20 protein-coding genes are annotated in these 18,382 nt (G+C 61.5%); 10 read left to right on the plus strand and 10 right to left on the minus strand.

What is annotated here, in order from left to right:
* Positions 1-17: 17 nt before the first annotated feature.
* Entirely contained in the window at positions 18-812 is a 795-nt protein-coding gene (locus tag ACSQ2W_RS10875) for an N-formylglutamate amidohydrolase (RefSeq protein WP_436086255.1), read from the minus strand.
* Between the two features lie 284 nt (positions 813-1,096).
* On the opposite strand from ACSQ2W_RS10875, the gene ACSQ2W_RS10880 reads away from it, so the two are divergent.
* Positions 1,097-1,480, plus strand: a complete 384-nt coding sequence (locus ACSQ2W_RS10880; RefSeq protein ID WP_436087753.1) for a DUF1036 domain-containing protein — start codon at positions 1,097-1,099, stop codon at positions 1,478-1,480.
* Positions 1,480-2,919 carry a pyruvate kinase gene (gene pyk, locus ACSQ2W_RS10885; RefSeq protein ID WP_436086256.1) on the plus strand — a complete coding sequence of 480 codons (1,440 nt, stop codon included), beginning with the start codon at positions 1,480-1,482 and terminating at the stop codon, positions 2,917-2,919. Before ACSQ2W_RS10880 ends, pyk begins: the two co-directional genes overlap by 1 nt.
* 210 nt (positions 2,920-3,129) lie before the next feature.
* Here the strand turns inward: pyk and ACSQ2W_RS10890 are convergent, their stop codons facing one another.
* The 5 genes from ACSQ2W_RS10890 to ACSQ2W_RS10910 all read right to left on the minus strand — a co-directional run bounded on the left by ACSQ2W_RS10890 (position 3,130) and on the right by ACSQ2W_RS10910 (position 6,025).
* Positions 3,130-3,723: a hypothetical protein gene (locus ACSQ2W_RS10890; RefSeq protein WP_436086257.1), complete on the minus strand. Its 594-nt coding sequence runs from the start codon at positions 3,721-3,723 to the stop codon at positions 3,130-3,132.
* Between the two features lie 171 nt (positions 3,724-3,894).
* Complete coding sequence (gene ykgO / locus ACSQ2W_RS10895) at positions 3,895-4,020, minus strand: type B 50S ribosomal protein L36 (RefSeq protein WP_034855034.1); 126 nt, start codon at positions 4,018-4,020, stop codon at positions 3,895-3,897.
* A gap of 184 nt (positions 4,021-4,204) precedes the next feature.
* Positions 4,205-5,254 (minus strand): 5-(carboxyamino)imidazole ribonucleotide synthase, encoded by a 1,050-nt coding sequence (locus ACSQ2W_RS10900; RefSeq protein WP_436086258.1) that lies wholly within the window; start codon positions 5,252-5,254, stop codon positions 4,205-4,207.
* A complete protein-coding gene (gene purE / locus ACSQ2W_RS10905) occupies positions 5,251-5,715 on the minus strand; it encodes a 5-(carboxyamino)imidazole ribonucleotide mutase (RefSeq protein WP_037120781.1) in 465 nt (154 codons plus the stop codon). Before purE ends, ACSQ2W_RS10900 begins: the two co-directional genes overlap by 4 nt.
* 106 nt (positions 5,716-5,821) lie before the next feature.
* The gene (locus ACSQ2W_RS10910; protein ID WP_018327895.1) at positions 5,822-6,025 is read right to left on the minus strand and encodes a YdcH family protein; all 204 of its coding nucleotides are present in this window, start codon (positions 6,023-6,025) and stop codon (positions 5,822-5,824) included.
* 207 nt (positions 6,026-6,232) lie between these two features.
* Here ACSQ2W_RS10910 and ACSQ2W_RS10915 point away from each other — a divergent pair, with 207 nt between their 5' ends.
* The gene (locus tag ACSQ2W_RS10915) at positions 6,233-6,406 is read left to right on the plus strand and encodes a YdcH family protein (RefSeq protein WP_349435782.1); all 174 of its coding nucleotides are present in this window, start codon (positions 6,233-6,235) and stop codon (positions 6,404-6,406) included.
* 183 nt (positions 6,407-6,589) lie between these two features.
* On the opposite strand, the gene ACSQ2W_RS10920 is transcribed toward ACSQ2W_RS10915, so the two are convergent.
* Complete coding sequence (locus ACSQ2W_RS10920; protein WP_113006060.1) at positions 6,590-6,850, minus strand: metalloregulator ArsR/SmtB family transcription factor; 261 nt, start codon at positions 6,848-6,850, stop codon at positions 6,590-6,592.
* 143 nt (positions 6,851-6,993) lie between these two features.
* Positions 6,994-7,773 carry a sulfite exporter TauE/SafE family protein gene (locus ACSQ2W_RS10925; protein WP_436086259.1) on the minus strand — a complete coding sequence of 260 codons (780 nt, stop codon included), beginning with the start codon at positions 7,771-7,773 and terminating at the stop codon, positions 6,994-6,996.
* A 102-nt stretch (positions 7,774-7,875) separates the two neighbouring features.
* Here ACSQ2W_RS10925 and ACSQ2W_RS10930 point away from each other — a divergent pair, with 102 nt between their 5' ends.
* The 7 genes from ACSQ2W_RS10930 (at position 7,876) to ACSQ2W_RS10960 (ending at position 15,340) form a co-directional block, all read left to right on the plus strand.
* A complete protein-coding gene (locus ACSQ2W_RS10930; protein ID WP_436086260.1) occupies positions 7,876-8,529 on the plus strand; it encodes a thiamine phosphate synthase in 654 nt (217 codons plus the stop codon).
* A 9-nt stretch (positions 8,530-8,538) separates the two neighbouring features.
* The gene (locus tag ACSQ2W_RS10935; RefSeq protein ID WP_436086261.1) at positions 8,539-9,738 is read left to right on the plus strand and encodes a tetratricopeptide repeat protein; all 1,200 of its coding nucleotides are present in this window, start codon (positions 8,539-8,541) and stop codon (positions 9,736-9,738) included.
* Positions 9,739-9,844: 106 nt separating this feature from the next.
* Positions 9,845-10,408 carry an elongation factor P gene (gene efp / locus ACSQ2W_RS10940; RefSeq protein WP_436080100.1) on the plus strand — a complete coding sequence of 188 codons (564 nt, stop codon included), beginning with the start codon at positions 9,845-9,847 and terminating at the stop codon, positions 10,406-10,408.
* A 70-nt stretch (positions 10,409-10,478) separates the two neighbouring features.
* Positions 10,479-11,279, plus strand: a complete 801-nt coding sequence (locus tag ACSQ2W_RS10945; protein WP_436086262.1) for an inositol monophosphatase family protein — start codon at positions 10,479-10,481, stop codon at positions 11,277-11,279.
* Positions 11,280-11,435: 156 nt separating this feature from the next.
* A complete protein-coding gene (locus ACSQ2W_RS10950) occupies positions 11,436-12,533 on the plus strand; it encodes a flagellar motor protein MotA (protein ID WP_436086263.1) in 1,098 nt (365 codons plus the stop codon).
* Positions 12,534-12,536: 3 nt separating this feature from the next.
* On the plus strand, positions 12,537-13,568 hold the full coding sequence (locus ACSQ2W_RS10955) for a peptidoglycan -binding protein (RefSeq protein WP_436086264.1): 1,032 nt from the start codon (positions 12,537-12,539) through the stop codon (positions 13,566-13,568).
* 128 nt (positions 13,569-13,696) lie between these two features.
* Positions 13,697-15,340, plus strand: coding sequence for an FAD-binding dehydrogenase (locus ACSQ2W_RS10960; protein WP_436086265.1), 1,644 nt, complete (start codon positions 13,697-13,699; stop codon positions 15,338-15,340).
* Between the two features lie 47 nt (positions 15,341-15,387).
* Here the strand turns inward: ACSQ2W_RS10960 and ACSQ2W_RS10965 are convergent, their stop codons facing one another.
* Both ACSQ2W_RS10965 and ACSQ2W_RS10970 read right to left on the minus strand, forming a co-directional pair.
* Positions 15,388-16,377 (minus strand): Bug family tripartite tricarboxylate transporter substrate binding protein, encoded by a 990-nt coding sequence (locus ACSQ2W_RS10965; RefSeq protein ID WP_436086266.1) that lies wholly within the window; start codon positions 16,375-16,377, stop codon positions 15,388-15,390.
* A 139-nt stretch (positions 16,378-16,516) separates the two neighbouring features.
* Entirely contained in the window at positions 16,517-18,322 is a 1,806-nt protein-coding gene (locus tag ACSQ2W_RS10970; protein WP_436086267.1) for an ABC transporter transmembrane domain-containing protein, read from the minus strand.
* Positions 18,323-18,382 lie beyond the last annotated feature (60 nt).

Raw genomic sequence — 18,382 nt, forward strand, 5'->3', positions numbered from 1 at the left:
TTTCTTTCAGCCGTTTTTTAGAATGCATAAGGCCCGGTGCGGGAAGGATATCGCCTGAATTCGTGCAATTCAGGGCGTTCGTTCAGGCTGGCGAGGATCGGTCCAAGCCGCTCATCCCATTCCGCCACGCCGATATCGTCTCCAATCAGGTCCTGTCGAACCTCGATCAGTGCGTGGGCGAGGCCGGGTTCCATGCAGTGACGGAACATCGTATCGCCACGCAGGGCGCCGTCGTAGGGCTCGTTGTTGCCGACAAGGACATCGCCCGAAGCCTCCAGCGCTTCGATCAGCGGGCTGACCGCGCGCGGATCGCTGTCCCAGAGGACGGCGGCATGCCAGGGGCGGGGCACGCCCTTCCAGGCGGGCGTGTAGGAATGAAGGGAAATCACCAGCGGTGCCGTGCCGCTTGTCGAGCCGACCGCAGCGATGGTTTCCGAGACGGCGCGATGATAGGGCCGGTGAAAGCGGTTGAGACGGCGTTCCCATTCGTCCGATGAGATGGGATGATTGCCGGGAACGATAGCGCCGTCCGATATCTTCATGATCAGCGTCGGATCGTCCTCGCCGCGGTTCGGATCGATCAAAAGCCGCGAAAAGCAGCTGAGGACGGCGGGAACGTCAAGCCGGGCAGCGAGCCGGCGGACCAGAGCCTCGACGCCGATATCGTAGGCGATGTGCCGTTCGAAGGCACTTTCGGGAAGGCCAAGCCTGCCATATTCCGGCGGCAGCCGGTTGGTGGCATGATCCGCCAGGAGCACCAGCCCAGCGGCATTGTTACCCTCAATGATCTCGAACGGTGATGTTTCCCGCATGCAGTATCAACTCGATTCATGAATGACGAAATTTGATGGCATGCTGCGGCGCTTATCGCAAGGTGAAGGGCATTTTGTGACATTTCGGTCAACAGAAAGCCTAATATAATCGATTAGAGTCGCGTTGACTTTCCCGGCCTACCGTCGCAAGAAAGTGCACGACAAATCACAATGGAGACCCATTGGAAACCGTGTCCAGATATCCTCTTTCCAGGCTGAACGTCCGGAACTGGTCCTTGAGTGCCGGTATTGTTTTCATTCTGGCGGCGTTCTCGCCGGTTCTGATGGCGAGCGAAGCGCGGGCCGAGTTCCGGGTCTGCAACGGCACCCAGAATCTTGTAGGTGTGGCCATCGGCTACCGGGCCAAGGAAGGCTGGATCACGGAAGGCTGGTGGCAGGTTCCTGCGACCACCTGCGCCACCCTGATTCAGGGTGAACTTCTATCACGGTACTATTACCTCTACGCTGAGGATGCGGCCCGCGGCGGTCGTTGGACGGGCGGCGTCAACATGTGCGTCGCCGAAAACGAGTTCAAGATCACCGGCGTGCAGGATTGCTTCGCGCGCGGTTTCCAGCGGATGGGGTTCAAGGAATACGACACGGGGCGTCAGGGGAGCTGGATGGTTCAGTTGTCCGATACTCCAGGGACCCAGGAAAGCCACAACTGATGAAGCGGAATAGAAAAGTCAAAATCCTCGCGACGCTTGGACCTGCATCCAACGAAGAAGAGATGATCCAGAAGCTGCATGAGGCGGGCGCCGATCTTTTCCGGATCAACATGAGCCATGCCAGCCATGACATGATGCGCACGCTGATCAAGCGTATCCGCAATGTCGAGCAGCGCTGCGGCCGCCCGATCGGAATTCTTGCCGACCTTCAGGGCCCGAAGCTGCGCGTCGGCAAGTTTGCGGATGGCAAGGTCGATCTCGTTCCGGGCCAGACTTTCACGCTCGACAACAAGGACGAACCGGGTGACAACACGCGTGTCTTCCTGCCGCATCCGGAAATTCTCGAAGCCGTCAAGCCGGGTCACCGTCTGCTGATCGATGACGGCAAGCTGCATCTGCGCGCCGACAAGTCTGACGGCAAGAGCATCGTCTGCACCGTTGTCGCCGGCACCAAGATTTCCGACCGCAAGGGCGTCAGCCTGCCCGATACGCTGCTCGGCGTCGGTGCACTGACCGAGAAGGACAGGGCCGATCTGGATGCCGTGCTCGAGACGGACGAAGTCGACTGGGTTGCCCTGTCGTTCATTCAGCGTCCGGAAGATCTCTCCGAAGTCCGCAAGGTCTCGCGCGGTCGCGTCGGCCTGATGTCGAAGATCGAGAAGCCGCAGGCGATCGAGCGGATCGACGAGATTATCGAACTCTCCGACGCCCTGATGGTTGCGCGCGGCGACCTTGGTGTCGAAATGCCGCTGGAAGCGGTCCCGGGCCTGCAGAAGCAGTTGATCCGCGCCTGCCGCCGTGCCGGCAAGCCGGTCGTTGTTGCAACGCAGATGCTGGAATCGATGATCTCGGCGCCGGTCCCGACCCGCGCCGAAGTGTCGGACGTTGCGACCGCCGTCTTCGAAGGCGCCGATGCCGTCATGCTGTCAGCCGAATCCGCCTCCGGCGAATATCCGGTCGAAGCCGTGTCGACCATGGCGTCGATCGCCAGCAAGGTCGAACTCGACCCGCACTATCCGGGTATCATCTACGCGCAGCGCACGCCGCCGGAAGCGACCGGCGCGGACGCGATTTCGCTTGCCGCCCACCAGATCGCCGAGACGCTGAAACTGTCGGCGATCGTCTGTTACACCTCCTCGGGCAATACGGGTCTGCGCACGGCGCGCGAGCGTCCGCAGGTTCCGGTGATCGCGCTTTCGCCGGTCATTCAGACCGCCCGCCGTCTTTCCGTCGTCTGGGGCCTGCACAGCGTCGTCACCAATGACGCGACCGATCTTGACGACATGGTCAACCGCGCCTGCCGCATCGTCGCGACCGAAGGCTTCGGCAAGCCGGGCGACCGCATCATCATCTCGGCGGGCGTGCCGTTGGGGACGCCGGGCGCGACCAATATGCTGCGCATCGCCTATATCGGCTCGGATGGCCTGAGCGGCGTCTGAATCTGACAGCATGCCTTCTTGGGACGCCGCGCTTCCAGCCGGAAGCGCGGCGTCTTTCATTCGGCCTTGTCGCCGGCTATCCGCGCCGCCCGGGCCGCCAGTTAAACCATCACTCAATCTCAGCGCGGTTTGTGCGCATGCGCAACTGATCTGACAGTTCAATACCGTCCGATACGAGAAAGAGCGACCGGCGGTTTCGCCGGCGCAGACTTATGTGCGATTGCCGGCGAGCTTTTCTTCGAGGTTGCCGAGCTGCTCCTGCGCCTGACGATCGGCAGGGTAGATCTCGAGAAACTGCTCCCACGCCCTCAGCCCCAGTTCGTCCTTGCCGGCTGCGGTGAGGATAGACGCCATGCCGGCGAGTGCGCCGAAATGCCGGGGCTCGATCGCCAGCACCTGGTTGATGTCGGACATGGACTTCCGATAGTTGCCCATCCGGTAGTGCAGCGTCGCGCGCTGGTTCCAGCCCTCGACATATTGTGGCGAGAGATAAATGACCTGATCGAAGATATCGAGCGCGGTTGCCTTACGATCAGCCTCGAGCGCTTTTGTCGCCCATTGCATCAGGAGATTGACGGAGGCGCTGCCGGAATCCTGCCATTCGACACGGATGCGATCGGAGATTTCACGCGCCTTTTCGGGGTCGCGTTCCCGTTTCAGATCGGCAAAAAGCGCGTCCAGCCGCTGCTTCGGCGTCGTCAGTTCCGATGTCGCCGAAGCCGGTGCGGTGTCCGCTGCGAGAAGAGAGGGTGCGCCAGTGACCGACGCCGAAAGCGCGATCACGAGAGTCAGACTAGAAGACATAAGTTTAACCATGGCAGATAAGGTAGTCCGCCATGGCCGAAGATCAAAATCAAATTTGAGGTATCAATTCGATGAACCGTCCGAGCCCGTTTCTCAGAAGAGGAAGGCTCAAGCGCTTTCATTCCATTCATGAACGGGCCGGAAACGTCCGTTTCCGGTTCGCAGAATGGATCAGCCCTGACGGGCCTTGAAGCGCGGGTTCAGCTTGTTGATGATGTAGACGCGGCCCTTGCGGCGCACCAGACGGTTTTCGCGATGGCGAGCCTTCAGCGACTTGAGCGAATTTTTGATCTTCATTTTTCTGATCCGCAGTTTTGGCGAATCCGAATTCGCCGGTCTTTAACAATCAAAAGCGCGCTTGCAGACCGTTCGGGCCGAGCGCGCTCTTAGGGTGGCAGGCAAATAACCCGGCATCGCAAACGTGTCAACCACAGAGAGCCGGTTTTAACGCCGGCTTTCGGCTTTTCTGTGGGTTAACCCCTTATCGAAGCCAGGTGACATGGCCCATCTTGCGGCCGGGCCGGGCTTCGGACTTGCCATAGAGATGGACCAGAGCGTTCGGCTTGGCGAGCCAGCCCGGAACGTCGTTGATGTCGTCGCCGATCAAGTTCCGCATCACGCAATCGGAATGCCGGGCGCCGTCCGATAATGCCAGGCCGGTGACCGCGCGGATATGCTGCTCGAACTGCGAAACCACGCAGGCGGCTTCCGTCCAGTGGCCGGAATTGTGGACGCGGGGTGCGATTTCGTTGACGATTGGCGTTCCATCGGCGAGCACGAAGAATTCCACGCCGATGACGCCGACATAGCTGAGCGCCTCAAGGATGGCGCCGGCTGCGGTGCGGGCCGCCGCTGCGGTTGTTTCACCGACTGAGGCTGGGACCGTTGAGGTATGAAGGATGCCGTTGCGGTGGATGTTCTCCGCCGGGTCGAAGCAGGCGATCGAGCCATCGGTGCCGCGCGCGGCAATGATCGAAATCTCCCGTTCGAAGGCAACGAAGCTTTCGAGGATGAGCGGCACGTCGCCGAGCGCCATGTAGGCGCCAGTTGCAGTGTCGCTCGCGCCGCGGAAGACGCGCTGGCCCTTGCCGTCATAGCCGAGACGGCGAGTCTTCAGAACACCAATGCCGGAAAAATCGGCAAGCGCCCGTTCGAGCTCATCCTGGCTGTCGATGGCGTGAAACCGGGCGGTCGTGATGCCACAGCCGTTGAGGAACTGTTTTTCCGCTACCCGGTCCTGCGACACTTCCAGTGCTCTGGGCGGGGGGTAAACCGGCAGCGAGCGCGCAAGCAGTTCTGCTGCGGCGACCGGGACATTCTCGAATTCATAGGTGACGAGGTCGCAGGCTTCCGCGAGTTTCGCCAGTGCCGCCTCGTCGTCATAATTGGCGATGATCTGGCCGTTGGCCACCTGGGCGGCGGGACAGTCGGGCTGCGGCTCGAGGATGATGGTGCGAAAGTTGAGCCGGGCTGCCGCCATGGCGAGCATGCGGCCGAGCTGGCCGCCGCCGATGATGCCGATCGTTCTCATGCCTGATCCACGGGGTATTCGGCTACCGCGGCGCTCTGCTGTTCGCGCCAGTCGTCGAGACGGTCGGCCAGATCCGGATCGCTGAGCGCCAGGACGGCCGCGGCAAGAAGGGCTGCATTGACGGCGCCGGCGCGACCGATCGCCAGCGTACCGACAGGGATCCCGGCCGGCATCTGGACGATCGAAAGAAGGCTGTCCTGGCCGGAGAGCGCCTTGGACTGGACGGGAACACCGAATACCGGAAGCGGCGTCATCGCCGCCGTCATTCCGGGCAGATGAGCAGCACCGCCGGCACCGGCGATGATCACCTTGAAGCCTTCGTCCCGGGCGCCCCGGGCAAAATTGATCAACCGGTCCACCGTGCGATGTGCCGAGACGATCCGGGCATCATAGGCGATGTCGAGGGCGTCGAGCGTATCGGCGGCATTCTTCATCGTCTCCCAGTCGGACTGGCTTCCCATGATGATGGCGACGGGCGGAGGAGATGTTTTCGTCACGGTGTTCGTTCCGCTTTGTTGCAGGGCCGAAATTCTCTGCCGGCGCGATCGATTCGAGCGCGGCGCCGGCTCAGGCGATAATGTCTGGAATGATCTGATCCTCGATCTTGGTGATCTTGTCCTTGATGATCAGTTTCTTCTTCTTCATCCGCTGTATGCGCAGGGCATCGCAGCCTGTCTGGATCATTGCGTTGATCGCGACATCGTAATCTTCATGTTCCTGTCTCAACCGCGCTACGCTTAGTCTGAGTTCGGCCTGATCCTGATCTGGCATGCACTGTTCCCCGTCGGCGCCGGCAGCATGGTTCTGCTATCCGCATAAATCGAGCGTCGCTCTAGCACAGAATTGTCGGTAACGGGAAGTTATCCTTCGCCACGATTTCGCCTTCGACAAATGAAAAATAGAGTGGCACACTCACTCGGTTAACGTGGAACATCCGGCTTTGCCCGCCGGGTGCAAGCAAAAGGAAGGGACTGCCACATGACAATTGAGGCTCATCTTGCAACGCTTGAGAAAAAACATGGTGTTCTGGAGCAGGAGCTCCATACGGCTCTTCTGCAACCCTCCGCCCAAGACCAGCACATCGCGGACATCAAGCGTCGGAAGTTGCGCTTGAAGGACGAAATCGAAAAGATTCGTTCCTCAACTCACTGATTAGATAAACAATCTCATTCATCGGGAGGCTCTCGTTCCAGCGCAGAAATTGATGTCCGGACAATCAGGACGAACTTGAAGACCGCGCTGTTGATAAGCGGATTTTGGCGCAAACATGATGTTTGCCAAAGTGCTGCAGGTAATGAGTTTCCCGATGTCTGGCCCCTCAGGGCCGGCACATCCTCAAGACCAGAACTGATCCAGCCACAGATTGACCCGGTCGAAGCCCGGCTTGTTGATCGCGTAAATCCGTCTCGTGCCGCTAGCGGAAACGGAGACGAGGTCGGAGTCCAGCAGGGCCTTCAGATGCTGCGATACAGCCGGGCGGCTGATGGGCAGCCCCTCGGCGAGTTCATTCACCGTCCGCGGCGCGCGCCGCAGTTCCTCCAGCAGATAGCGCCGGTTCGGATCCGAGATTGCATCAAAGGGATCAGCGTTTGACATGCGTAAAAGCTAGGAGAATTCAAAGCGCTCGGCAAGCAAATTGTGCAATGCGGCATAAGAATTTTGCTTTGCGGGATGCAAGCGCGGCGTGTAACCGTGTTTCGACTTGAACGTAAGCCGCCATCGCGCGTGACAGGCACGCCTTACGATCCGGCGGCAAGCACCACCAGGCCATCATACGCAAGTTTCAGGCCGGCGAGGAAAGCCATCGTGTACATGAACGGATAAAAGACCTGCGGCTGCATCCGCCGAACGACCCAGGCGCCGGCCATGGTTGCCAGCATCGCCAGCGGAAAAAGCGTCAGCGATGTCGTCAGATTGCTGAGATCCAGTTGTCCGAGTGCAAAATATGGAATGAGCTTGACGGCATTGAGGATGGCGAAAAAGCGCACCATGGTGCCGGTATATTCGCGCGGCGGGAGCTTCAGCGGCAGGGCGTAGATCTGGAAGGGCGGGCCACCTGCATGCGCGACGAAGCTGCCATAACCTGCAAAGGAACCGAGAAAGCTCGCCTGTAGCGGCCGGTGTGGCTTTGCCGGAATGATGATGCCGCGCCGGGTGCGCCAGACGTTGTAGACGTAACGCAGCACGAAGAGGATGGTGATGACGCCGATGATCAGCCGCAGCCCATCGCGGGGCACATAGGCGGAAGTCGCCCAGCCGATGGCGATGCCGGCAAGCGCACCGGGCAGAAGGATCGTCAGCGTCTTCGTGTCGCCGTGCTGGCGCCACATCCACAGCGAGACGAGGTCCATGGCGATCAGGATCGGCAATAGCAGTGCTGCCGCCTGCACCGGAGAAACGGCGAGCGACAAGAGGGGCACACCCATCAGGGACAGCGCTTCGCCCATGCCTCCCTTGCTGAAGCCGACGAGCACAACGGCGGGAATGGCGATGGCATAGAACTGAAAATCGGGAAGCATGGGTATCGGTTGATCCTTTTGCCCACAGGGTCTATCGCTTTTGCGGATCGAAATCGAGTAGGGGTGGCGCACGACGCGCATTTCACCGGAAACAGAGACATTATGAGCAATACAGACAACCGCTGCCGCCTTGTCCTCATCGCGCCTGATATCGCCGATGTCGAAAGCCGCGTGCAAATCCTCGGCGATGCGTTGCGCGGCGGCGACGTGGCGTCAGTCATCGTGCCGCAATACGGACTGGACGATCATGCATTTCAGAGGCACGCCGAGGCGCTTGTTCCAATCATTCAGAAAGCGGGTGCTGCGGCGCTGCTGGCTGGCGATACCCGGGTTGCCGGCCGCGCCAAGGCCGATGGCCTGCACGTGACCGGCAATGCGGCGGAACTTGCCGAGGCGGTCGAGAAATTTTCACCGAAACTCATCGTTGGCGGCGGCAATGCCACCGACCGGCACCACGCGCTGGAAATGGGCGAGATCCGCCCGGATTATGTCTTCTTCGGCAAGCTCGACGGCGACATCAAGCCGGAGGCGCATCCGAAGAACGTTGCGCTTGCCGAGTGGTGGGCCTCGATGATCGAAATTCCCTGCATCGTCATGGGCGGCACGGATCCGCAATCGGCGCTCGCCGCTGCTGAGAGTGGCGCGGAGTTCGTTGCGCTGCGCCTTGCCGTGTTTGCCCAGGCGGACCAGGCGGCGGTCATTGTTGGGCAGGTCAACGCACTTCTTGACGAAAAAGCGCCACGGTTTGAAGATTAAGACATTTCCATGTTGATCCGTCCTTTCCCATTGCGGCATAGCCTTCCGCTTCTCCTGATGTGCGCCATGTTCCTTGGCGCGCCCGTCTGCCTGCGTGCGGAAGATGCTTTGCCCGGCGTGAACTCGGCCACGCCGGCACAGGAGGCTGCGACGCCGGCGGCGCAAGGCGAGATCGACGAGGGCGCTGTCGCCAAACGTGGCCGGATCACGCCCTTCAACGGTGCGGCCCTGCCGGAAGGCGAAATACCGAAGCTGCAATCTCCGGACGAGGCCAAGGAGACGGATGCAAGAACGCTTGAGCCGTCGAGCGGCGTCAATGTGCTGGACCGGATGGGCGCGGAACTGCCGGCCCTGCCGCAGGAAAAGGCATTCGCCGGCAAGGCTGACGATGCCTATGGCGCATTTCAGCGCGGCTACTATCTGACCGCGATGGAACTGGCCCTGCCGCGGGCGCAGCTCGGCGATGCGGCGGCGCAGACGCTGGTCGCGGAAATCTTCGCGCAGGGGCTCGGCGTTGCACGCAACACCAAGGATGCGGCTTTCTGGTATGGCCAGGCGGCCAATGCCGGCGATCCCGGCGCCATGTTCAAATACGCACTTCTCTTGATGGAAGGGCGCGATGTTCCGCGCGACAAGAAACGGTCGGAAGAGCTGATGAAGAAGGCTGCCAACCTCGGCAATCCTTCCGCCCAGTTCAACTACGGCCAGTTGCTGGTCGCCGACATGCCGGGCGAAAGGGGTCTGAAGGCAGCGCTGCCCTATTATGAGAAGTCGGCCGAGCAGGGCATCGCCGATGCGCAATATGCGCTGTCGCAGATTTATTTGAACGTCGACGGCATCGATGAGAACAAGCGGGCAAAGGCGCGTGACTGGCTGTTGCGCGCTGCCCGTGCCGGTTTTGATACCGCGCAGCTCGACCTTGCCATCTGGCTGGTTGACGGCATCGGTGGCGATCGCAATCTCGACGAAGGCTTCAAGTGGATGCGGCGCGCTGCCGAGGGGGGCAATGTCGTCGCGCAGAACAAACTGTCGCATCTCTATATCAATGCGATCGGCACGCGTCCCGATCCGGTCGAGGCTGCCAAATGGTACGTGCTGTCGCGCCGGGCCGGATTGAAGGATCTCGCGCTGGAGGATTTCTATCTCGGGCTGACCGAAGAACAGCAGAAGGCGGCGTTGAGCGCTGCCAACAAATACCGGACGTCCTGAGCGAGTTTTCAGCGCAAGGCTTGAACTTTCGGGGGTTTTGTGGTCTTGAAGCGCCGGATTGGCTGGCCGATGGGCGCGGCCCGGACTTCTTTAGGACATGCTTCCCATGAAAATCAGCGGCAGCGAAATTCGCCCTGGCAGCGTCATCGAGCACAATGGCGGCCTTTGGGCTGCGGTCAAGAGCGTCACGGTGAAGCCGGGCAAGGGCGGCGCCTTCAACCAGGTCGAGCTCAAGAACCTGATCGACGGCACCAAGCTCAACGAACGTTTCCGTTCGTCCGAAACCGTTGAACTGGTCACCCTCGATCTCAAGGACTTCCAGTTCCTTTATGAAGAGGGCGATGCTCTGGTATTCATGGATGTCGAGAGCTATGAACAGCTGGAACTGCAGAAGGACTTCGTCGGCGATCGCGCCACCTTCCTGCAGGACGGCATGATGGTCTCTGTCAGGCTGTACGACGAGAAGCCGATCGGCATTTCGCTGCCGGATCAGGTGGTCCTGACCATCGCGGAGGCCGATCCGGTGGTGAGGGGGCAGACGGCCGCGTCGTCCTACAAGCCGGCGATCCTGGAAAATGGCGTGCGCGTCATGGTTCCTCCGTTCGTCGAGGCTGGCGAGCGCATTCTGGTCGATACCAATGAAATCGCCTATCTCCGCCGCGCGGACTGATCCGCAGCGGCACGTTTAAATTTCTCCGGCCGTTGCCGCGGCCGGTTTTCTGTTTCGAAGGAAAGCCAAAATGGCACGCTCAGCACTTCTCAATGTCATGGTTCAGGCCGCTTTCAAGGCCGGCAAGTCGCTGGCGCGTGATTTCGGCGAAGTCCAGAATCTGCAGGTCTCGCTGAAGGGACCGGGGGACTACGTTTCGCAGGCCGATCGCAAGGCCGAAAAGCTGGTCCGGGAAGAGCTTCTGAAGGCGCGTCCGACCTATGGCTTCCTTGGTGAGGAGAGCGAAGAGATTATCGGCACTGACGGCGCCCATCGCTGGATCGTCGACCCGCTGGATGGCACGACGAACTTCCTGCACGGCCTGCCGCATTTCGCGATTTCGATCGCACTCGAGCGTCAGGGCGAGATCGTTGCCGCCGTTGTCCTGAACCCGGCGACCGACGAGCTTTTCACGGCAGAACGGGGTGGTGGCGCCTTCCTCAATGATCGCCGTCTGCGTGTCGCTGCCCGCAAGAACCTGTCGGATGCCGTCATCGGCACCGGCACCCCACATCTGGGCGTTGCCAACCACGGCACCTATCTCGTCGAGCTGCGCCATGTAATGGGCGAAGTCGCCGGTGTGCGCCGCATGGGTGCCGCCTCGCTCGACCTCGCCTATGTCGCCGCCGGCCGTTTTGACGGCTTCTGGGAGCGCGGTCTGTTTCCTTGGGACCTTGCAGCCGGAATCCTGCTGATTCGCGAAGCCGGCGGGTGGGTCGCCGATATCGACGGCGGCAACAAGCCGATGGACGATGGCTCGATCGTTGCCGGCAATGAATATATCCGCAAGGCGCTGCATGAGGTTCTGCACCGCCCCATTCCGGGAAAATAAGCCGGAAAGCCTGAACAGGCGGCTGTTTCATCCTGTTGATGTTGCCCGTTGTTTCCCCTTCAATTTGGCACAAACTTCCTCTAGTCTCCGGCGCAAGCATAGCTTTGTCCGCGTGTGCGGGCAGGCTGCAGCACGTGAAAACCGGAGAATAACCCCATGGCGAAATTGGAACTGTCGGGATGGGATACCGGCGGAGCTTTGAGTGAGGGTTATAATCCCAACAAGCTGACGAGCCCGATGGTTTTCTTCTGGACGATGGTGATCTTCCTCATCATCGTCGGGTTTGTCGCTGCCATCCTGTTTCGCCAGGCGCACGCCGCCTTTGCGAGCAATCCGGGACTGAACGGCCTTATTCTCGGCGTTCTGCTGATCGGCATTCTCTTGGTTTTCAATCATGTCCTCAGGTTGCGCCCCGAGGTTCGCTGGTTCAATTCCTTCCGCGCCGCCGGAAGCGCCGAGAAGGTTGGCCGCGACCCGGTCCTCCTGGCGCCGATGCGCGCCCTCATCGGCCAGCGCCACTCGATGGCGATCTCGACGACGGCGCTGCGGTCCATCCTCGACTCGATCGCCACACGCCTCGACGAATCGCGCGACACCTCACGGTATCTGACCGGACTTCTGGTCTTCCTCGGCCTGCTCGGCACCTTCTGGGGCCTGCTCGGCACCATCGGGTCGATCAATACGGTCATTCAATCGCTCGATGCCGGGACGGGAAGCACGCAGGATATTCTGGCCGCTTTGAAGACCGGCCTGTCGGCGCCGCTGTCGGGCATGGGGACGGCCTTCTCGACTTCGCTTTTCGGCCTCTCCGGTTCGCTGATCCTCGGCTTTCTCGACCTACAGGCTGGGCGGGCACAGAATCGTTTTTACACCGAACTTGAAAACTGGTTGTCATCGGTGACGGATGTAAGTTCCGATGTCACAGTGACCCCCGGCAAGCCGGCGGTAGCGCCTGTCGAAGAGCTTCGTCAACTCACCGAGCAACTTGCCCGCCTCAATCACGATGGCGGCATGAACCAGCGCACGACCGCCGCCATGGCGAGCCTTGCCGAGGGCATTCAGGGGCTGGTGAAGAACATGCGCGGCGAGCAGCAGATGCTGCGCGACTGGATCGAGGCGCAACAGGATGAAGCAAAATCGATGCGCAAGACGCTGGACAAGCTTTCGGCGCGTATCGGTCACACGGACAAGATTCCCGTTCATCCGGAAAGACCGCACAAACTCGCGCGCATCGAAGACGCCGGGGGGGAGTGACAGATGGCACTTGCGCGCAAGGGCCGGACACAGAGAACCGTTGATTACTGGCCGGGTTTCGTCGATGCCCTTTCGACGTTGCTCCTGGCCATCATGTTCCTGCTCTCCGTTTTCGTGCTGGCGCAGTTCCTGCTCAGCCGCGAAATCAGCGGCAAGGAAGATGTGCTCAACCGGCTGAACAGCCAGATCAACGAACTGACCCAGCTTTTGGCGCTGGAAAAGGGCGGCAAGCAGGATCTGGAGGATTCGCTTGCCAACCTGCAGGCGTCCCTGGCCTCGTCGGAGGGCGAGCGCTCGCGGCTGCAGGCGCTGCTCGACCAGGGGGCCGGCAGTTCCGATGTCGCCAACCGGCAGATCGGTGATCTCACGGGAAAGCTGGATGAGGAAAAGCAGATCAGCGCCCGGGCGATGAGCCAGATCGATCTTCTGAACCAGCAGATCGCTGCACTGCGCAGCCAGATTGCTGCGATCGAGGGAGCGTTGCAGGCCTCCGAGGCCAAGGACGACGCGTCGCAGACGAAGATCGCCGATCTTGGCCGGCGGCTGAACGTGGCGCTGGCGCAACGCGTGCAGGAACTTAACCGTTACCGTTCCGATTTCTTCGGGCGGCTGCGCGAAATCCTGTCCGATCGCGAAAATATTCGTATTGTCGGCGACCGCTTCGTCTTCCAGTCGGAAGTGCTGTTTCCGTCTGGTGGCAATGAATTAAACCCGGAAGGACAGGCCGAAATGGCCAAGCTCGCCTCAGCGGTGCTCGACCTTGCCAAGGAAATTCCCTCGGAGATCAACTGGGTGCTCCGGGTGGACGGGCACACGGACAATGTTCCGCTTTCCGGGACAGGGCGTTACGCCGACAACTGGGAGCTTTCCTCGTCCCGCGCGACATCCGTCGTCAAGTTCCTGATCTCCAGGGGCGTTCCGGCGTCTCGACTCGCCGCGGCGGGGTTTGGCGAATTCCAGCCCATTGCCGAGGGCGACAGTCCGGCCGCGCGCTCGCAGAACCGCCGCATCGAACTGAAGCTGACCGAAAAATAACCGGTTCGGCGCAGGTCCGAATCGGCATTTCTTCCGCATAAACCGGTGTTTTGTCGGCCAGTTTCTCCATTGCCCTGACGTTTACGTATGCGTAATGTCGGGCAGGGTGGAGTTGCTGGAGGACAGGCATGGATTGTGATGTTCTGGTGATCGGGGCGGGGCTTGCCGGCCTCGTCGCGGCGGTGGAAGCTGCCGACCGGGGGCTCAGGGTCATCATTCTTGATCAGGAAGGCGAGCAGAATTTGGGCGGACAGGCCTTCTGGTCGCTCGGTGGCTTGCTGTTTATCGATAGCCCGGAGCAGCGGCGCATGCGCATCCGTGACAGCCTCGACCTGGCGCGGCAGGACTGGATCGGGTCGGCGCAGTTCGACCGGCCCGAAGATTATTGGCCGCGCCGCTGGGCCGACGCCTATCTCGATTTTGCCGCTGGCGAAAAGCGCACCTGGCTGCATGGCCAGGGCATGCGCTGGTTTCCGGTTGTCGGCTGGGCAGAGCGCGGAGGTGGTCTTGCGCACGGCCATGGAAATTCGGTGCCGCGCTTTCACGTGACGTGGGGCACAGGTCCAGGCGTGCTGGCGCCGTTCATCGCGCGGGCGCGGGCAGCCGAAAGCAGGGGGCGTATCCGTTTCCGCTTCCGTCATCGGGTGGACGAACTGATCATGGCGAATGGTGCCGTGACAGGCGCAAGGGGATCGGTTCTGAAGAGCGACGGCGTGCCGCGCGGCGGGCGCAGTTCGCGCGAGGTCGTCGACGAGTTCTGGTTCGAGGCCGGCGCCGTCGTCGTCTCGTCCGGTGGCATCGGCGGCAATCATGATCTGGTGCGTAAGCAATGGCCGGTCGACCGGCTCGGCCCGCCACCGAACTTTATGGTCAGCGGCGTGCCGGATTATGTCGATGGGCGCATGGTCGAGATTGCCGAACAGGCGCGCGGTTCCGTCATCAACAAGGATCGCATGTGGCATTACACCGAGGGCCTGCGGAACTTCGATCCGATCTGGCCGAACCATGGCATCCGCATCCTGCCCGGGCCGTCCTCCTTCTGGTGCGATGCCGACGGCAACCGTTTTGCCGCGCCCGCCATGCCGGGCTTCGATACGCTCGGCACCTTGAAGGCGATCCGCAGGACGGGCGCTGACTACAGCTGGTTCATCCTGACCAAGGCGATCATCAGACGAGAATTCGCGCTCTCCGGTTCCGAGCAGAATCCCGACCTTACCGGCAAGGATATCCCGCTGCTTCTGAAACGCCTCGGCAAAAATCCGCCGGGCCCGGTACAGGCCTTCATGGACAGGGGCGAAGACTTCGTCATCCGTGATCGGCTGGAAGAGCTGGTCGAGGGCATGAATGCGCTCACCGGCGAGGGGCGCCTTTCGCTCGCGCATCTGCGCCACCAGATCGAGGCGCGCGATCGCGAGATCGACAATCCATTTTCGAAGGACGCGCAAGTCACTGCCATCCGCGGCGCCCGCAATTATCTCGGCGACAAGTTGATGCGAACGGCCAGGCCGCACCGGCTGCTCGATCCCAAGGCCGGGCCGCTGATTGCCGTGCGGCTCAATATCCTGACGCGAAAGACGCTGGGCGGCCTGCAGACCGATCTCAGCGGCCGTGTGCTCGAGCTCTCCGGCGAACCTGTGCCCGGCCTTTATGCGGCGGGCGAAGTTGCGGGTTTCGGCGGTGGCGGCATGCATGGCTACAACGCGCTGGAAGGTACGTTCCTGGGTGGCTGCATCTTTTCCGGGCGTGTTGTGGGCCGCAGCATCGGCGCTTGATGCTCGGCCGAAAAAGCTCTCCGGGCAACCCGGAGAGCTTGGGGATATCAATCCATCTGAACGTTGGCGTTCTTGACGATGGGACCCCATTTCGCCAGTTCGGCTTTGACATGCGCGGCAAGCTCATCCGGCGTCGAGGCAACGATGGTGGCGCTGAAGCCCTTCATCTTCTCGGCTACGGCCGGGTCCGCCAAGGCCTTCCTGGCGGAAGCATTGAGCCGATCGATCACTTCCTTCGGCGTGCCTGCCGGGGCAAACAGTGCGTTCCAGGTATAGGTCTCATACCCGGGAATGGTTTCGGCGATCGTCGGCACATCCGGGAAAGAGGACGCGCGCTCCTTCGTCGTTACGGCCAAAGCCCTGAGCGTGCCGGATTTGATATGACCGGAGGATGAGGGCAGGTTGTCGAACATGATCGGCACCTGGTTGCCGATGACATCGTTCAGCGCGGGACCTGATCCCTTGTAGGGCACATGCTGCATGCTGACGCCGGCCATGTTCTTGAACAACTCGCCGGAGAGATGCAGCGGCGTGCCGTTGCCGGAGGATGCGTAGGAATATTGGTCGGGCGCCGCCTTCAGAAGCGCCAGAAGCTCGGCGACATTCTTTGCCGGAAGCTCCGGATTGACCACGAGCACGTTGGGCACGAGCACCAGCAGCGAGACCGGGGCGAAGTCCTTTTCCGGGTCGTAGGGCTTTGTCTTCAGGATCAGCGGATTGAGCGCGTGGGTCGCTACCGTTCCCATCAGGATCGTATAGCCGTCCGGCTCGGCCCGCGCCACCCGATCGGCGCCGAGATTGCCGCCGGCGCCGGCGACGTTTTCCACCACCACCTGCTGGCCGAGATCGTCGGACATCTTCTGTCCGATGATGCGCGCAACCACGTCGGTCGAGCCGCCGGCTGCAAAGGGGACGACCAGCGTTACCGGGCGATCGGGAAACTCCTGCGCCTTCGCTTCACCGCCGAAAACCAGCGCCGATGTCGCCATCAACACGAGGCCAAGTGCCATGCGCCGCTTCAATAAGGATAATGCCATTCAACTCTCCTCCCAGGACGTGCCAGTCAACAAAACAGCAGAACGCCGTTTCCGCGGCAACAATAGCGTCGCCGCATCGAAGGGCAACCTCGGGAAAAGGACAACGGTTGTCCTCAATCGATTTTATTTAGAGGGCGTCTCACCCAAGTGTCACGACATTGCCTGCTTCGGGACTGTCATAGTCGAATTGCAGCCGCGCCAGCTTGGCATAGAGCCCGCCTTGGCGAACGAGCGACGCATGCGTGCCTTCCTCGACGATCCTGCCCTGGTCCATGACCAGGATGCGGTCGGCCTTGAGCACGGTGGCCAGCCTGTGGGCGATAACGAGCGTCGTGCGCTCCCGCATCAGCCCGTCGAGTGCCTTCTGTACCAGCGTTTCGCTCTCCGCGTCGAGTGCCGAGGTCGCTTCGTCGAGCAGGAGCACCGGGGCATCTTTCAGGATCGCACGCGCGATGGCGATGCGCTGGCGCTGGCCGCCGGACAGCGTGATACCGCGCTCGCCGACCTGCGTATCGTAACCCTGATCGAGCCTTGCAACGAATTCGTCAGCCTGGGCGGCAATGGCAGCGGCACGCACCATGTCGCGCGATGCGTTGGGCAGGCCGAAGGCGATGTTGTCGTGGATCGACGCGGCAAAAATGGTGACGTCCTGTGGAACGATGGCGATACGGCCGCGCAAGGCTTCAGGATCGACCAAGCGGATGTCGACGCCATCGACGCGGACTGTGCCCTTGGCCGGGTCGTAGAACCGCAAGAGCAACGAGAAGACGGTGCTCTTGCCGGCGCCGGAAGGGCCGACGATGGCTACCGTCTCGCCCGGCTTGACGGCAAAGCTCAGGCCCTTGACGCTCTTGTAGCCCGGACGCGAGGGATAGGCGAAATGGACGTCGTCGAAGGCCACTGCTCCTTGCGGCGGTTCCGGCATGGCGACCGGATTGGCGGGGGCGGTGATGTCGGGCTGCTCGGCCAGCAATTCGCTCAAACGCTCGGCTGCGCCTGCGGCCTGCGAGAGTTCGCCCCAGACCTCCGACAACGCGCCGAGGCTGCCGGCGGCGAAGACCGAGTACAAGAGAAACTGGCCGAGCGTGCCGGCCGACAGCGTGCCGGACAGAACATCCTGCGCACCGAACCATAGGACCGCGACGACACTGCCGAAGATCATGGTGATGGCAAAGGCGGTGAGGATGGAACGGGCCTTGATGGCGGCGCGCGCTGCCTCATAGGCATTTTCGACGGCGCTGCCATAGCGTGCCTGTGCCGCTGCCTCCCCGTTGAAGGCCTGGACGGTGCGGGAAGCGGAGATGGCTTCGCCGGCATAGGCCGACGCGGTGGCCAGCCTATCCTGTGACTCGCGTGACCGCCGCCGCACCGAGCGGCCGAAGCCGACGAGCGGAAAGACGATGACCGGAATTGCGGCGATCACGAGGCTCGACAGCTTCGGGCTGGTATAGACCATCATGCCGATGGCGCCGAGACATAGAATGGTGTTGCGCAGCGCGACCGAGGCGGTGGCGCCGACGGCGGATTTGATCTGCGTCGTATCGGCGGTCAGCCGCGAGACGATCTCGCCGGACTGGTTCACATCGAAGAAGGACGGGGAAAGCCGAGTGACATGATCGAAAACCTCGCGGCGCAGATCCGAGACGATGCGTTCACCGAGCGTGATGACGAAGTAGTAGCGGGTCGCACTGGCCACCGCGAGCACGATCGCCAGAACCATCAGCATCGAAAAATAGGTATTGATGAAGCCGGAATCGGAGGCGGAAAAACCGTGGTCGATCATCCGGCGCACGGCCATCGGCAGCGTCAGCGTCGTGACGGCTGCAACGACGAGCGAAATGCCGGCACCGATAACGAGATTGCGGTAGCGCCGGACATACGGCAACAGCTTTGCCAGCGGGCGCACGGACCTGCGCCCCACCGGTTGAACGACCTCATTCGACACATGACCTCCAATACCGGAAGAAGCGGCAAAACTCGCACAAGTCTTCTCCGGCGGTACTTG

This window comes from Pararhizobium sp. LjRoot255 (assembly GCF_964252905.1).
In the GTDB taxonomy this organism is placed as follows: Bacteria; Pseudomonadota; Alphaproteobacteria; order Rhizobiales; family Rhizobiaceae; genus Pararhizobium.

Excerpts from the sequence above, each read along its gene's own strand:
- ACSQ2W_RS10875 (WP_436086255.1), bottom strand. The coding sequence starts at position 812 with ATGCGGGAAACATCACCGTTCGAGATCATTGAGGGTAACAATGCCGCT.
- ACSQ2W_RS10880 (WP_436087753.1), top strand. The coding sequence starts at position 1,097 with ATGGCGAGCGAAGCGCGGGCCGAGTTCCGGGTCTGCAACGGCACCCAG.
- pyk (WP_436086256.1), top strand. The coding sequence starts at position 1,480 with ATGAAGCGGAATAGAAAAGTCAAAATCCTCGCGACGCTTGGACCTGCA.
- ACSQ2W_RS10890 (WP_436086257.1), bottom strand. The coding sequence starts at position 3,723 with ATGTCTTCTAGTCTGACTCTCGTGATCGCGCTTTCGGCGTCGGTCACT.
- ykgO (WP_034855034.1), bottom strand. The coding sequence starts at position 4,020 with ATGAAGATCAAAAATTCGCTCAAGTCGCTGAAGGCTCGCCATCGCGAA.
- ACSQ2W_RS10900 (WP_436086258.1), bottom strand. The coding sequence starts at position 5,254 with ATGAGAACGATCGGCATCATCGGCGGCGGCCAGCTCGGCCGCATGCTC.
- purE (WP_037120781.1), bottom strand. The coding sequence starts at position 5,715 with ATGGGAAGCCAGTCCGACTGGGAGACGATGAAGAATGCCGCCGATACG.
- ACSQ2W_RS10910 (WP_018327895.1), bottom strand. The coding sequence starts at position 6,025 with ATGCCAGATCAGGATCAGGCCGAACTCAGACTAAGCGTAGCGCGGTTG.
- ACSQ2W_RS10915 (WP_349435782.1), top strand. The coding sequence starts at position 6,233 with ATGACAATTGAGGCTCATCTTGCAACGCTTGAGAAAAAACATGGTGTT.
- ACSQ2W_RS10920 (WP_113006060.1), bottom strand. The coding sequence starts at position 6,850 with ATGTCAAACGCTGATCCCTTTGATGCAATCTCGGATCCGAACCGGCGC.
- ACSQ2W_RS10925 (WP_436086259.1), bottom strand. The coding sequence starts at position 7,773 with ATGCTTCCCGATTTTCAGTTCTATGCCATCGCCATTCCCGCCGTTGTG.
- ACSQ2W_RS10930 (WP_436086260.1), top strand. The coding sequence starts at position 7,876 with ATGAGCAATACAGACAACCGCTGCCGCCTTGTCCTCATCGCGCCTGAT.
- ACSQ2W_RS10935 (WP_436086261.1), top strand. The coding sequence starts at position 8,539 with ATGTTGATCCGTCCTTTCCCATTGCGGCATAGCCTTCCGCTTCTCCTG.
- efp (WP_436080100.1), top strand. The coding sequence starts at position 9,845 with ATGAAAATCAGCGGCAGCGAAATTCGCCCTGGCAGCGTCATCGAGCAC.
- ACSQ2W_RS10945 (WP_436086262.1), top strand. The coding sequence starts at position 10,479 with ATGGCACGCTCAGCACTTCTCAATGTCATGGTTCAGGCCGCTTTCAAG.
- ACSQ2W_RS10950 (WP_436086263.1), top strand. The coding sequence starts at position 11,436 with ATGGCGAAATTGGAACTGTCGGGATGGGATACCGGCGGAGCTTTGAGT.
- ACSQ2W_RS10955 (WP_436086264.1), top strand. The coding sequence starts at position 12,537 with ATGGCACTTGCGCGCAAGGGCCGGACACAGAGAACCGTTGATTACTGG.
- ACSQ2W_RS10960 (WP_436086265.1), top strand. The coding sequence starts at position 13,697 with ATGGATTGTGATGTTCTGGTGATCGGGGCGGGGCTTGCCGGCCTCGTC.
- ACSQ2W_RS10965 (WP_436086266.1), bottom strand. The coding sequence starts at position 16,377 with ATGGCATTATCCTTATTGAAGCGGCGCATGGCACTTGGCCTCGTGTTG.